This is a genomic window from Mycoplasma razini (assembly GCF_048076865.1).
Lineage (GTDB): Bacteria > Bacillota_I > Bacilli_A > Mycoplasmatales > Metamycoplasmataceae > Mycoplasmopsis.
In genome coordinates this window covers 399744-416370 of record NZ_CP182212.1, presented here as the reverse complement: position 1 = coordinate 416370, position 16627 = coordinate 399744, and the positions used below count along the sequence as shown (strand labels likewise).

Below are 16627 nucleotides of genomic sequence, written 5' to 3'. Positions count from 1 at the left end.
AGTTTCCTTTCTAAATACCTATAAATGTTTCAACTCTAGTTAACTCAATTATTAAATGAATAATTTTATCAACTAAAGGTTTTGAAACAGTTGTAATGGTATTATTCTTTTTAGTTGTAATTAATTTTTTTGCCAGCTCGCTAAGTGGATAATAAGATCCGAAATAAGTTAATAAATGATTTTGAGCGCGATTTTGTAAAACTTTTACAAGTACAGTTTCTAAAAATCATTCTGTGTAATTTTTTAATCCTATTTCATCAATAATTAAGACCGGAACTTTTGAAAGTTCGTTAACAATATATTTGATATCTTCACTGTTCCCAATTAGCTGTTTGACTCATTCATCAAGTTGATTTAAATCAATATATGCTACAGGAACATCGTTTAAAGCAAAAGTATTGGCCATAGCTGATAAGTATTTTACCCGATAACTATTTGCAGGTCCATGAAAATAAACTCCATAAAGCAGATTAGAATTTTTGTGTTTAGATTCTAAAGCTAATAAAATTTCCGTTCTAATACCTGCTAAATCATAATATAAATTATCATTCACCTCTAAATCACGTAAGGCCTCTTCATAAAAAGGTGAAGAAATATGTTGTAAAAGTAAATTATTTAATAAGCGAAATTGATCAGCTTTTTGATTGCGGGCTAATTTCTTTTCAATTATTAATTTATTATTCTTATCACGTTCAAAGTTTAATAAATATGGTGATTCATTTGGGTTCAGAATTTGGTTTTTATAATCAATAAAATAATTAAAGTAATCTCAGATTTCAGAATCTGAGACTTTTAATTTTTTAAATAATTTAGTAAGTAAAGGCTCTTTTTTAATCTCTGCAATTAAGCTTTCTTTATTAATTGGAGTTTGGCCTAAGAAGTCAAGCATAGGTGCTTGTTTTTTGATTGAACTCATAGTTAACTCCTTTTTACTTTAACATTGATTTAAGAATTTCCTTCTTTTGAAAAACTTTAATATCATAAGTGTTTTTAATTTTACCATCAAAGTAGTTTTCAACATCATTGAATGAAAGTAAGCTCATTTGTAAAATTTCATTAATCATGCTTCCAGCATGTTTAAATCATTCTTTTAATGGTCTACCTGTTTGACGTGCTGAATGGTAGAATGATAAAAATAAAATTAAGTTAATAATTTTGTCATCTTTAACTTTATCTTGTCATTGTTGTAAAGTTGCAATATAGCTTGATTCTAGCTCATCATTAATTAATTGTTGAGCAAATTCAATACAATCAAGATTAATAATTGCTTCATATTCGTTTGAATATTTGATTTTTCCAATTTCAAGTCTAGTTGCTGCTGAAAATGATAATTTTTCAGTTTCAAGACGACTTTTTCTCATTTGTCCAAGACGTAAAATGTCTTCAACAAAATTATTTGAAGAAACAACTTGGCTTTGTGCTGAAGCTTGGAGTGGGAATTCTGCAAAGAAATCAGTTGTCACATCTTCAACATCATAAGAATCTTTGTATGTAGTTGGACGAGTTTTAGCAAGGATCATTTGTTTGTAGTTTTCATCACCAACTTTTGAACGTAATAATTTAGTAATTAATTGGTTTTGTTTGATACCAAAAGCATTTAATGGTTTTTGAAGTGAAAAAATCATGATCTTTTTACTGTGATCAGCATAAGTATTAATTAATCCTGCAGCTTCTAATTGTTTTCTAGCCTTAGTTAATGAAACTTCATCCATGTTTAAGAAGACAGTTAATGATAAAAAGTCATAAGCAAAACGCTTAAATTGACTATCTCTCACATAGTCTAATAAATATTGGTATAAAAAGATTGGATTTGATCCTAAAAATGGACCATAAAACTCTCTAAAATTAACTAAATCATCATTAGTTATTTCTGAATTTTTTTCAACTGCGAAATATGAATATTGTAGGTCCATTTTGTCTCCTTATAACGTAAAAAATATTTGATTGCATTCATATTTTACATTACAATCCCAAGCTCTTCAAGCACTTTTGCTATTTTTTCTATATTATCACGTTTTTCCAATGAGATATGCACAACCTTCTTTTTACGAAAAAAATCTTTTGAGCCTCACTCATAGGCGTTTTGGTTGTCTAAAAATTGCAAAGCAAAGTTATCCACACCCTTTAGTTGTAGAAATTTTTGTCTTGTATCTTCGTCAATTTGCATATGGAAAATGCAACTAAATAAATTAGAAAAGTCAACAGCATCATTATATAAAATCGGAATTTCAACAAAGTCGTATTGATGAGTTAATAAATGCGATTTTATCTGTAAAAATACCTCTTTTTCTAACTTTTTTAAATTATTGGGCTGATGTAAAATTCATTTCTTAATTTCATTCTTATCCAGGATACCATTATTAAGCAAAAATTCGCCGAATTTTTTTCCAATATGTTGAATAAATTGCTTATCTTGTGTATAAAGGTAAGAAACATACTGATCACAATTAAATGTGCTATATCCTAATGTAGCACAAGCAGTTAAAAAGGTGCTTTTACCTGAAGCCATCCGGCCAACAATTGCTATCATTTGCTTCATTTATCAATAATTGATTTTAATTCAAGTTGCTCTAATAATGGTAGAGCATTTTGAATATCTAATTTTAATATATAAGCATCTTTATTAGTATTAAATGTCTCAACATTAGGGTTTAATGTTGCCATTTGGCGACAAAACAGTGCATCATTTTTCCCGACAGTTAGTTTGTTGATAACACTTTTGGTTAGTAAACTGCTTCATTGATCTTGCATTGCATATAAATTTGGCACAGTTTGAAATTTTTCAAGCAATGAAATAGCTGTTTTTTCGCCAATACCCTTAACACCAGGTAAATTATCGCTATTATCACCTGCTAAAGCTTTATAGTCAACTACTTGAGATGGTAGGAAACCATATGTAGCAAAGTAGTTATCATTAGTTAATAATGAATAACCATAATTTTCTTTAAGAATAATACTAATATTTGGACTAATTAGTTGATGTAAATCTTTATCTCTTGAAAAAATGATTTTAGGTTCCTCAAGAGCAACTTTTTTACAATATGCTGCAACTAAATCATCAGCTTCAAAACCAGGTAATTCTTCTTGTACAATTCCTAAGCAATCTAAAATTTGCTTAATTAAGTCAAATTGAATATAAAGCTCTTCAGGTGCTTTAGCTCTTCCAGCTTTATAGTCTTGATAAATATCATGGCGAAAGCTTTTTTCTTTAGAATCAAAAGCAACATAAATATATTGAGGGTTATAAAACTCAATTAATTTATTTAACTGATGTAAAAATAAATTAATTCCATTCGTTGGAGTTCCGTTGCTAGCTCGCATGATATTATCTGGATTACCATAATATGTGGCATAAAACGATTGGAACATTAAATAGTTCCCATCAATTAGTAAGTGAATATTATTTGTTGAATTCATCTTGGATCTCTTTTCAGTCAATAAATGTGTAGTAGCCAGCTTTAGATAATTTTAATAAAGCTAGTACCATTCTTGGTTCAGTATAATTTAGTATTTCACTAGCACGTGAGCTAAAGCCAAAAGCTAAAATACTTTTGCTATTATCAGCTAACGAAACTTTTGGTCTACCTTTGGCATCTTTTTGTACTTTAGAAATAAAACATTTAACTCAAACAGATTGTAGGCCAACTTCATCAATTTGTTTATAACCACTATTTGTATCAATCCCATTAAAAGCATTATAAACTGCACCAAGTAATGAGGCTTCATATTTCATTTCTTCTGCTAAATTAGTAGGAATTAAGTCCATGACAAGATCATTGATTCCTTGTGTTTGAATAAAAGTTTGCATTAAAGCGCTTTTATCTCCAGTTACTTTTTTATAAGAATCTTCAAATAACTTATTAAATGGTAAAGCGAACTTTTCTTTGGCATTTAATAAAGTATCAATTCCACCAAATTCTCTAAAAGTATTTGATTTAATTAAATTATCTAAAATACTGTCAGAAACGTTAGCTAAGTTTTTTAATCTTAAGTATGCTGAAACAAAATTTTGGTAAGGACCATTAGCTTTACGTTCTTCAACAATTTTGCTAGCTGCAACTGCTCCAAGTCCTTTAATCATAATTAATGGTAAGTATAATTCGTTATTTTGAATCTCTACAGTATCAGTTGAATAATTAATTTCAGGCGAATGTACCTTAATTCCTTGATTAGAAGCATCTGAAACATATTTTTTAATATTTTGTTGATCAGCTGATGAGTTTGAAATGAGCACTTTGTAGAAAAATAATGGGAATTTGACTTTATAGTAAGCTAATTTATAAGCTATTAAAGCATATGCAACAGCATGAGATTTATTAAATCCATAGTCAGCAAAGCGCTCAATATTTGAATAAATAGCTTCTAATGTTGCTTCAGGAATATTGTTTTTAATTCCTCCGGTGAAAAAGTCTGCTTTGTAACTATGCAATTTAGCTTCATCTTTTTTAGAAATCGCTCTTCGAAGTAAGTCAGCTTGAGCAAATGACATACCCGCTACTTTTTGAGCAATTTGCATGATTTGTTCTTGGTATAAAATGATACCAAAAGTATTTTTAACGATCTCGTCATATGCAGGATGTATATGTTCAATATTACTTGGATTTTGTTTATTTCGACTATATGTAGCTATATATTGCATTGGACCAGGTCTAAAAAGCGAAATAATAGCATATATATCATCAAATGAATCTATATGTACTTCTTTAATAGCATTTTTCATTCCAGGTGATTCTAGTTGGAAAATTCCATTAGTCAATAAATTATTAAGTAACTGTGCAATATCTTTATCAATAAATTTTGAATAACTCTTGCCAATAATGTTATCGAAGTGATATTGATTAGGTACTAAATTTTCGATTTCTTGTAAAATGGTGAGGTTTTTAAGTCCTAAGAAATCAATTTTAATTAATCCAAATCTTTCAAGGTAATTTAATGTAAATTGCACTTGAGGTAAAGTGTTTGCATTAGCTGATACCGGGATAACGTGTTTAATATCCCTATCTGCAATAATTACTCCAGCTGCATGAATTCCAATTTGACGTGGCAATCCTTCTATAGCACTGGCATAATCATGTAATTTAGGATACATGTCAACTAACATTTTATATTTTTCATTAGTTTTATAAGCTTGTTCTAAACTTTCATCAGTATTTTTTAATGCGTTACAAATTTTATCAACTTCAGGAACTAGAATTGCTAAGTAACGCGCAATATCTCTTAAAGAGTTTTTTAAAGCTAAAGTTTGGAAAACACTAATTAAAGCAACATTGTTTTCACCATATTTATCTTTAATATATTGTAATAATTCATCTCTACGGTTATCTTGAATATCGATATCAATATCTGGTAATGAAACTCTGTCAACATTTAAGAATCTTTCAAAAAGTAAATCAAATTCCAATGGATTAACATCAGTAATTCCTAATAAATATGAAATCAAGGAACCAGAAGCTGATCCACGCCCTGGACCGATAGCGATATTTTGACTTTTAGCATAATTAATAATGTCTTGAATTATTAAAAAGTAGTCTAAAAAGCCAAGTTTTTTAATAACTTCAAATTCATAATAAACACGTTGTGAAACAACTTCTTCGCCAAAAGTATACATTAAGTTTATAGCTTTTTGGTTTGACATTAATCTTGCAAGTTCTTGTTTGACATTGCCTGGATATTTAGCAAGTTTAATGCTACTATCTGGCATAGTTACATTACAGTTCTCAGCAATAAATAACATATTTTGGTACACTAAAGGATCAATTGAATCAAATTCATCTTGATCAAAATAATCAGAGTAGAAGTGTTCTAAATATTGGATGCCTCCAATACTGTTTAAAATAGGGAGTAATTCATTTTGCTCGCTATATAAAACCTTTTTACATGGTGCAAATACTGTTTGAATTTCTTGAGGTTGCTTTGCATTTAAATAAAAATTCTTAAGGTATTTATCTACCTGTATTCCTTTTGCTTTAAGCCCTAAAAGTTCATGATCAATAACAAAGATATTTTCATTTTCTAAATCATAATAAGAAATTGTTTGATTTTGTGAAATCTTATAAATTAAGTCATTAATTAAGTTATAACCATCATTATTCTTAGCTAGTAAAAAAACACTAAAACCTTCGAGTAAATTAAGCTCTAGACCGATTAAAGGTTTAATGCCATATTTACTTTGGGCTTCTCAATAGTATTGTAATGCATATAAGTTATTAATATCAGTTAAAGGTAGGTATTCTAAACCTTGTTCTTTAGCTAATTTTATTAATTCCTGAACTCTGATTGTTGAATTTAAGAATGAATATTCAGTATTTGTATGTAAATAGATTTTTTTCATAAATCAATTATAAAACATAACTACTAAAATTAAAGTAAGTATATTGATTTGTAATGAAAAAAGCTTAGCTATTGAGTTAAAAAAATATGTGATATAAAAAAACACACCCCATATAAATGGAATGTGTTAAGCAGCTAATTATTTTCTTCTAAAAGTTAATAGAATAATACCGGCTGTTCATGTTAGAGCAGAAACAATGATTAAATATGCTCATCATGGGAAAGCTGAACGTGAAGCTTTAATATTTTGTACAAAGGCTGAGCGGATAACATTGTCAACATCTAAGAATGGAGTTGATTGAATAAGATCTTTTAAAGCTTGCACTTGAGCTTTAGTAATTGATTTCTTAGGTGTTGATAAAATGTTAAAGTAATTGCTTGTTTCAACTTGACTTTCTAAGTCATTATATACTGAGTTATTTGTTGCACTAGATAAGTTGTTTAAGGCTGTAGCTAAGGCATTTGCATCACCATTTTGTAAAGCCTTAACAGCATTAATCATATTTGTTGCAACTGTTTTTTCATTAGCTAATTTATTTGCTAATGTTTGCATTGCATTTGCATTATTTGCATGAATAGTACTTTGATCTATTTCAGCTGCATTAATGAATTTTTCTAAGTTATTTAAAACTGTATTGTAGTCAGCATTGCTAATTGAGCTTGCTTTATATTGATTTAAAGCATTATTGAAGTTTAATAAGTTATCTAAACCATTAACTAGTTTATTAACATCTGCAACAGTATTTGGATTAGCTGCAATCTTATTAACATCTTCAAGTTGTTTCTTAATTTGATCCATTGTTTTTGATGAAACATTTGGAGCTTGTGCGATAGCATTTTTAACTGTATCAGTTAAATTGTTAATGTCGTTTGTAATTGAGTCATTTTTAGCTTTAGCCTCTTTTAGAATTTGACTAGCTACTGGATAAGTAGTTGCGTTATTGTAACTATCCTTTATTTGTTGTTTATAAGCAGGAGATAAGTTATTTAATCCTTCTAGAACTTTATCAACGCCTGGGACTTTAGCTCCATTGATTTCATAAGATTTATTACTAAATTTATTAATTTCATCTTGTAAAGCTTTTAAATTATCTAAGTCTGATTGTAACTTATCTGTATTATCTTTATTTGTAGCACTTGTCATTTGATCAACTACTTTCATGTCTGCTTGAGCTTGTGCTAAGGCATTATTATATTTGTTTTGAAGAGCAGTTGGAGCATTGAAGAAACTATTTGTATTTACTACTGTAGCATCTTTTGCTAATTGTTTTGCAGCTTCATCTTTAAATGCTTTGAAGTTATTATCACCATTTAGTGCATCTTTTGCATCTTTAAGAGCATTTAAGTAGTTTGTAATTGCGCTAGCTTGATTATTATCAACTACTTTTCCTGTTTCTTTATTTAGTACGCTTGTAGCATTTTCAAGAGCTGTATTGTAAGCAACTTGTTTTTCACTATCAGCATAAGTGTAATTAATTGAGCTAAGAGGATTATTTCTTAAACTTTCAGGAAGTTCATTAACATATTGACTTAATTCTTGCATCTTAGCATTTAAGTCTTTTGCATTAGTTACAATACTATCAATTTGATTATTTGCAGTTGAATCTGCAGCAATATTAGGTTTTGCTAAAATGTCTGATAATGATTTAATAATTGCTGTCTTTTGAGCATTATTTAATGAATCTAATTTATTTACTTCCAACATTTTATCAACTACATTATTAGCCAATGTTTGAAGTTTAGCTTGGTTTGCAAGAGCTTCTGAAGTTTGATCACTTGCATTTTGAGCCATAGCTTTAGAGTTATTTAGGATTTGATTTGCTTCTTGTGGGAATGAATCTGGATATGTTTTAGCAGATTCAATAGCTTTTTGTAAATCATTAGCTTTAACAGCATTTGCTAAATCTTTATTAGCTTGAGTATAGTTAAAGTAATTTGATTTAGGATTACTTAAAGCTTCTTTTGCAGCAGCTAAATCTTTATTTAATTCATTAGATGGTTCTAATGTGTTGTTTTGAATTTTAGCTGTTGTTTCAGTAACTAATTTTTGTAAATCTGATTTAGCTTTATCTAAAGTTTCTTTAGGTTGAACTAAAGCTTGAGTTAATGTATTTGCAGCATTATCTAACTGTTCTTTGCTTGAAGCAGGGTTATTTAATACAGCTGTTGCATCTTTTAGAGCGTTAGTTAAGCTTTCACGGATTTTTGCAGCTTGTTCTGTATCATTTTGACCAGCTTCTGGAGTAAAGCTTTTTACTACATTTTGAGCATCATTAATTGCATTTACTAATGAATTTTGATTAATAGCTTGTGCAAGTGCTTTTACAGCAGCTGCTTTTTCTTCTGGTGTACTTTGAACGTTAGCTTTAACACCTTTAGCATTATTTAATGCTTTACTTAAAACTTCTGAAGCAGGAGTGATTTTATCTGCTTGATTAATTAAGTTATCTAAATTATTGTCATTTAAAGCATTTAATAACTCTTTAGCTTTATTATCAAAGTAATTTTGGTCTTGAGTTGTTAAATTATTTGTAATATCACTTTTTGCTTGAGCTAATGCTTGTGATAAGGCTTGAGATAATGGTTTCACAGCAGTTGAATTTACAGCATCAATAGCTTGTAGTAATTTCTTAGCTTTAGCAACAGCATTAATCTTTTCAGTTTCCTTATTGTATTGATCAACAGTTGAATTTGGATCATTTAATACAGTTGTAGCGGGAGTTTTTAAAATATCTTGGTAAGCTTTTGAGTTTTGAATTTCAGGATCCACATTTTCTAAAGCTTGTTGTAATTTAGCTTTTGCAACTAATTTATTTAAGCTGTTTGTTTCTTCTACTACATCAACACCTTTTGCATTAGGATCTTTAATCATTCCTGTCGCTTTTGTAATTTGAGCAGCAATTTCAGGATTTGAATTAAATGCTGTTGCAGCATCAATTGCACTTTGTAGTTTGCCTTTAAGTTCATTCATCAATCCAGTTGCAGCCGTAATTACACCTTCAAGTTTTTCAGCTTCAGCATTATAAGCACTTCCAACTAAGTTATTTTGTCCTAAAACTCCTTCAGCTGTAGTAATAGCTTGATTTAATGCTTCATATTTATCTTGTAGTAATTTATCTTCAGGATCAAGTGTTGCACCTGTGTTTGTGGCATTAATAATTTCTAATTCTTTCTTAGCTTTAGCAATTGTGTTTGCTAATGTATTTTTGCTTTGTGCACTTTCTAAGTTTTTGTATGCTTGGTCAATTAATCCTGTAGCATTATTAGTTTTATCTTTTAAGTTGTCTTGTTTTAGGCTTGGAACTGTTGAATTGAATACATTATTTAATGAATTTTGAGATTCAAATGGTAATCCTGCTCCACCTAATTGTTTAATTACACTTGCATCGCTTAAAGCATTTTGTAATGATTCAGATTTATCTGTAATTTGATTTGCTGAATCAATTAATTTATTTAATTTGTAGTAATTGTAGTTTGCTTCAGCTAAACTTTGGATTTTTGATAATGCACTAGTTTCTTCTGGTGTAGCACCTAAAGTTGTTCCATCTGTTGCATTTAAAGCTTGTTGTGCCAATTTAGCAGCATTAGCTTTGTAGTTATTTAAGTATGGAACTAAGTCTGAAGCTGGATTTTCATTGCTTAAAGCAGCATTTTCTTCATCAATTTTCTTTAGAACACTATTTGCATTAGCTGCTTGATAAATTTTGTTAATTCATCCGCTAACTTGGTGTTCTAATTTCTTTTGATCTAATTTTGAAGCTTGTGCTGGATCATTAATAATTGCTTCTTGTGAGTTAATAAATTGAGTAATTTGATTTGAAATATTTGTAAATTGACTTGAAGCTCCTGTAGCTTGCACGTTATTTTGAGCAGCTTCTTGAGCTTTTATTAATTTGTTAAGTGACATAGCAGCATCTAATTGATTAATTGCATTTAAGAAATCGTTAGATGTAGCTTCAGATGAGCTTTGTAATTTTTTAGCTTTATCAATAATTGATTGTAAGTATGGGCTTACGGCGGGTTGAGCAGCTTCGGCTTCTTTTATCTTGTCAGATAATGCTTCTCCTGCGTTAGCTTTAATTTTAGCTAATTTTAGGGCATTATTTAAATCGTTTGCAGCTTGATCAACTTGTTCTTCAGTTAAACCAGAGTGAGTAAGAATACCTTTAGCAGTTTCAATTGCTTTTGTTAAATCAGGATCATTAAGTTTTTTATTAGCATCAGTTGCTGCTTGAATAGCACTATTTAAAGGTTCTTTTAAGATAGCATCTTTTAAATTATTAATTTGTGCTTGATATTGAGTGCTGTCTTTTTGTTCTGCAACACTTTGAGCATCTGCAAGCGCTTTCTTTAATACATCGGATGGTTTTTCGATGGCTTTAGCACTATTAATTAATCCTTGCAACTCATTTAATTTAGCAGCATTTTGAAGTTTAGTTACTTCTTGTTGCACAGCACTTGCATCTGGTGTGCTTCCTGATGATAACGTATCATTTGTATAGTTTTCAGCAGCTTGAATTGCATTATTTAATTCAGGAGTTTTATGATTAATTTTATTAGTGTCATCTATTTCTTGATATAAAGGTTTTAATGTTATAGCATTTTTAGCCTTTTGTTCAAGAGCTTTTAAAGCTTCATCACTAGCAGTATTTGTTGCTTGAGATAAAATGCTATTTTTAGCTTGTTGTAATCCTGAAGGTGAAGAAGTATTAACAGGTTCTAAAGTATTTTTAATGCTTTGAATAATAAGATCTTTTTTCACCTTAGCTAATGAATCATTTATCTTATCTGTTAATTCTTTAGCTTGTTCAGCAGTCAAGTTTTGTGCTTGAGCATTTTGTTCACTATAAGTACCTAATACAACTTTAGCTTGTTCTAAAGCATTTTTCAATTCTTCTTTTTCAGGTGAATTAGGTAATGAATCAATAGCTTGTTGATTATCGTTTAGATATGAAGAAGCAGCACTATTAGCTGATTGTAATTTTTGCATTTGAGTATTTAATGTTGTAGCATTATTTACTATTGGTAATAAATTATTAAAGCTTCCATTTACAGCTGCTGCTTTTTTATTTAAATCATTCTTTTGTGCTTGTGTTAAGTATTGTTGCTTATTAATTTGAGCAGTTGTTTGATCTTTTAATGAGTTTAATAATTTATTGTATTCAGCTTGATATTCTTCTTGTGTTGTAATTTTTGGCAAGCTAGCAATATTTGCAATCTTAGAAAACTCTGGTTGAGTAATGAAGTTTTGAATGTTACTATCAGTTGCATTAATTTCTTGTTGTAGCTTATTGTTGTATCCATTTAAAGCATCATATTGAGTTTTTAAATTATCATATAAAGTTTTAATTTGGCTTGCATTGATATTTGAAATTGCATTAACATCACCAACAGCTTTATATGCATTCATAAATGCATCTTTATTTGTAGCGTATGTTAATATAGGATCTTGATTTTCTTTTTCAACATTTAATGCAGCAATTTGAGTTGACATAAAGTCTTTTAATGTCTTCATTTGTTTATTTAATGCAGCAGCATTTTGAGCAATTGAACCATTTGGTTGTAAGTATAATACTTTGTTTACCTTAGAAAACTTATTGTCTAGTTTTTGGTTCTTAGTTGTAATGTTAACTGAAGCAGCATTTCATAATTGTCCATTTAAGTATTGATTTTTAAGTGCTTCAACTTGGCTTGCATTTAATGAAGTGTATTGACTAATATTAGCTTTTAATTTAGCATTTTCATTATCAATTTGACTTACTTGATATAAGATTGCTTGTAATTTTCATAATCATTGTGGTTGATTTGTGGCATTAATCATTAAATCAGCAAATGTTACACTATTTTGTTGCAAGTCGATTGCATTAATTGCGCTTGTTTTATCTGCTTGACTGACATTTTGAAGTGAATTAATGTATTTTGTTGCTTGTGCTACAAGTAATTGATTTATTTGATAGTAGTAAGAATTATCATTTTCAATAGTATATGAATTTCAATTTAGTTTGCTAATTTGTTCCTTAAATGTGGTTAATTCTTCTGCGCTAAATAATGGAGTAGCGTTGTCATTTGTTTTATTAATTTCGCCAAATAAGTTAGCTAAGTAAGGTGCATATTGGTTTGAAACTGCATCTTTTCTTCCACTTAATTGTGCTGCTCCATCTTTTAAAGAATCTGCTAATGTTTTTAACATTTCGGGAGTATAAACAAATGTTTTGTATTCAGTTGCACTTGGATCTAATGTTACAGAAAGAACAGCTGGAATGTTTGAAGACTTCATTCCTGCAATAATTTCACTTTCAGCAGCATTTGAAGCAACAAATTTATTAAACGCAAGAGTATTATATGGTGTTTGTAATACTTGCAATGCTGTAGTTAATAAAGCGATTAGTTCACCATTTAAGACAGGCATTTGAACATTAAATTCTCCAGAGTTACCTTTTGAAATTGAGTGATCATAATTACCAAAACCATAGAATTGTCCGTTTAAGAAAACGTTTGTTGAACTTGTATTATTATTTGTTGAAGGTAAATAATATGTATTTAGTATTGTTTTTAATGAATTCATAGCAGCAACTGTGCTTTGAACATTACTTGTTCAGCTTGAAACTTTACTTTCAAGATCGCTTGCTGGATTTACTATTGTAAATTCATATAATTGTTTTACAAATTCATTGTATTGAGCAGTATTTAGACCACCATTTTGACCATTTGTACCTTTATAAGGTACTAATGAAGCATAACTTAATAAGAAATTATCAAGATTTGATACTTTTTGAGTATATAAATTATTGATTTCTGTATATGATGTTCAATTATTCTTGCTATTTAATGATTGTTTGTATAGTTCAAGCACATTGGCTAAAATGTCTGAGGCTTTATTTGTATCAACTTTTTGAACAGTAATACTTGAAGAAGGAGCACTGCTTCCATTTTTATAGTTAGCAGCTTGTCAAATGTAGTTTATTGCAGCTGAATCCAATGTTGTGTTTGGATACATGTAGTAAATAGCATTTGAGTTATTTTTATTAGTTAAATATGAACTATTTGGTTCGTGGAAGTTTTGTGAAATTGGGAAACTTACAGATTCTGTATTTGTCAAGTTAATAGGGTATGTACCTGCAGAACTTGTAAAGTTTTTATTATAAGAAGTTGATAAAGTAGTTGAATTAATATCTAAAAAGTGGTCTGTAGCAACTGTCTTTTTATTCTTAATTTCATTAACTTTATTTTGCATTTCTGCTGTTGTAAAGATTTTAACTAAAGCAATTTCTCTTGCTTCAAAGTTTTCTAGTAGTCTATTAGAATTTATTTGTGAACCTTGAGATGCAATAACAGCATTTAATTGTGCTTCATAACTATTTATGTCTTCTTGACTTAAAGATTTCATTGCTTTAACTTTTGAAACAAATGTATCAACATCAGAAGTTATAGCTTGATATGCTGCGTCTAAATTATTTGGTTTTAACCCTTCAGCAGCATCTTTTAAGAAGGATAATGTAGTCATATTAGGATCTACTAATTGTTTTTCTTTAAGTGATTTAACTTTTTCAACTCAGCTTGCAAATGCAGTCATTTTCTTTTGGAATGCTGAATAAGTTGGATTACTTGGTACTTGCAAGTTGACATATTTTTGATCAGTTAAAACGGGATTATATTTATTGTAAATTGGTTCAGCTTTTTTGTATTCTTCATTAATTGCTAAAAGAGCATTTACATATTCAACTACTGTTTCACGTGATGTTTGTTGTAAAACAAAATTTTTAAATGCTGAAATATATTCTGGTGAATAAATATTTGTTGAATCAATTAACTCAAAAGCTTTATTAACAAATTCTTGAGCAGTTAATTGTTCTCCATTTTCAAAACCAATTCCTTTAGCTGTTTTCAAAGCATTAAGTGTGTTAATTAAGTTTTCGCTTAAGTTTTTCAAATTAGTAGCTACATTATTTGTATCTACCAATGTTTCTCCACTAATATTAATATTTGGAGTTCAATTTTTTGACTCTCAATTTTCTAAATTTGTGTAAGCTTGATCAAATTTAGCTTTTAATTCAGGTGCAGCAAATGAATATGAGACATAGTTATCCATTTTTTGATCTTTGTTTTGTTTTCAGTTTTGAATTTGTAAATAATTTTTGACATTTTGAACAGTTTGATTATTTGTGGCGTTAGGTGTTTCATTATATTGCTTAATATCACCCATGTATTTATAAGCAACTGAGTTTTGTCTTACATCAAATAGACCTTGCTTAATATCATCTTCTAATGTAACTCATAATTTATTAGTAAAGTGGCTAACCCTTCAGTCACTATATAAACTATTATCGATGGCTTTAATTTGATTATCTAATAGTGCTGTATTTTTAAATGAGTAATTTTTTCCTTTGTAAATTGAATAATTTCCTGCAGAATTTGAATTACTTGTAGCATTAGCAACACTCTTTAATTCATTAAGTTTTATTATTCCTCATTGATTTGTTGGCGATCCTGTTCATTGAGGATAGTTATAAAATACTATTTCATTATTGTATTTTAATGAATTGCTATCTAAATATGTACCACCTATTGAATATTCACCATTATCTTCAGGTCTTTGGTCAAAATCATGACTCTTTCCAACACTAAAGAACGCTTCTTGATCAGGGTTTTTGTAATTCTTTTTAAGAATTAATTTATTTGGATTCATAAATCCACTGTAGCTATTTTTCATTTCTTCAGGTCATTTTGATGTATCTGAATTAAATCTTAAGTTTAAAGTAAAATCTTTTCTGTTAGGAGTATACCCAGCAGTTTTAGCACGATCAATTACATCTGCTGGAATTGAACCAAGTTTTGTATCACCATAGTATAGATCATATCCATATCCACCAGGAATAAAGTAATTATCTATGCCTTGTTGTGTACCTATGTAAGATGAAATTGCGTGTTCAATAACTTTGACATTAATAGTTCTGTAGTTTGTTCTGTTATATGATACAGAGTTAGCAGCAACGTAGTTATATCCAACACCTCCATATAAGGTCATGAAAGCAGATACTCCACCATTATTATTTTTAGTGAAAGGATAGTTAACTCGATTATTAATGTTGTAGTCAGATTGATTATCAATTGTTTCAAATTCAACAACTACTGTAGGACGATAGCTAGATTTAGGAAAAGTTCAAGCTCCTGTTGAAACTTGTCCAAAAAGGACAGAACCAGCATTATTTATATTATTAGCTAATGGAGAATTTGGTTCTTTAACTAAGAATGAAGCAAGTAAAGATTGTCATTGCGCAGAAGGGTAACCAGATTGGGTCTTATCTCCGTTTATTAAATAATTTACGTCTGTAATATTATCATTATAGTCTGGATCAAGTGTCCGATACATAATGTTATTTAATTTAAATGGTGTGCTATAAAGTCATGAATTGTCCTTTCACTCTCCTTTTGATCCATTGAAAGCATCATTAAAAGGATTGTAAAAAGCATCATTTGAATTAATAAATATATTTCCTTGACTAAATGTTCCTAAGTCAAAACGTACTAAATTACGTTTATTTCTAAAATCAGGGACATAAACTGGGCCTGTAGTTAATGGTGTAGATTCTTGACTATTTAGTACATTGTATACATATCCATTTTTTTGAGGTTCATCAGGTAGTGTGATTCAATTATAATTAGTGTTTTTTGGAATAATTGTAATTCTTACAGAATTATTAACAATTTGTAAGTCACGAGTTAATGCGAGTCCAAAACTTAAATTTCCATATGAGTTTGGCACATAATTTGAATATTCACTTGGTGTTTCTGTCCCTTGTGGATTTGCAGGTATAAAGCCATTGTTAAATACTGCTCTTCATTTTCTACGTCTATTTGTAGAAATAAAGTAGAAATCATTTTCTGGCATTTGATTTGAAGAGATCTCTTCAACAACAACAGAATTACTGTAGTTAGTGTTAACTAATTGTTTTCATCCACTATCTATGCTTGATGAATATGCATTTCCATTTTGCCAAACATCTCAACTTGAGAGTCTAGAATTTCATTCTAGATTTGTACTTGGCGTAGCAGCATTAATATTCCCAAAAATAGCTGTATCATTTCCGAAATTTTTGGTAATAGACATTGATTGATCTTTAGTATAAGTACCTGTAAAGCCATCACCATTAAAGTTTTGGCTAGCATTAGAATCAGCTTCACCATTAGCTGAAATAGTAGCTAAAAGAGGTAAAGCTGCGATACTTGTTAAACTAACAGGTAAAATAACTTTCTTTAGGTTTTTTTCATTCAAACTCCTTTATTTATATTTATCTTT

At 29.2% G+C, this 16627-nt stretch carries 6 protein-coding genes; all 6 read right to left on the bottom strand.

The genetic code is table 4. The annotated features are described in order from the left end of the window. Window positions 1-10: 10 nt before the first annotated feature. Window positions 11-916: a hypothetical protein gene (locus ACM0L0_RS01735; protein WP_416738256.1), complete on the bottom strand. Its 906-nt coding sequence runs from the start codon at window positions 914-916 to the stop codon at window positions 11-13. A gap of 13 nt (window positions 917-929) precedes the next feature. Beyond that, window positions 930-1913 carry a hypothetical protein gene (locus ACM0L0_RS01730; protein WP_416738255.1) on the bottom strand — a complete coding sequence of 328 codons (984 nt, stop codon included), beginning with the start codon at window positions 1911-1913 and terminating at the stop codon, window positions 930-932. A gap of 44 nt (window positions 1914-1957) precedes the next feature. Further along, complete coding sequence (locus tag ACM0L0_RS01725; protein ID WP_416738254.1) at window positions 1958-2530, bottom strand: dephospho-CoA kinase; 573 nt, start codon at window positions 2528-2530, stop codon at window positions 1958-1960. Beyond that, the gene (locus ACM0L0_RS01720) at window positions 2524-3417 is read right to left on the bottom strand and encodes a 5'-3' exonuclease (RefSeq protein ID WP_416738253.1); all 894 of its coding nucleotides are present in this window, start codon (window positions 3415-3417) and stop codon (window positions 2524-2526) included. The genes ACM0L0_RS01725 and ACM0L0_RS01720 overlap by 7 nt, the downstream gene beginning before the upstream one ends. Beyond that, entirely contained in the window at window positions 3401-6331 is a 2931-nt protein-coding gene (gene dnaE, locus ACM0L0_RS01715; RefSeq protein WP_416738842.1) for a DNA polymerase III subunit alpha, read from the bottom strand. Before dnaE ends, ACM0L0_RS01720 begins: the two co-directional genes overlap by 17 nt. 138 nt (window positions 6332-6469) lie before the next feature. After that, window positions 6470-16603: a hypothetical protein gene (locus ACM0L0_RS01710; RefSeq protein WP_416738840.1), complete on the bottom strand. Its 10134-nt coding sequence runs from the start codon at window positions 16601-16603 to the stop codon at window positions 6470-6472. Window positions 16604-16627 lie beyond the last annotated feature (24 nt).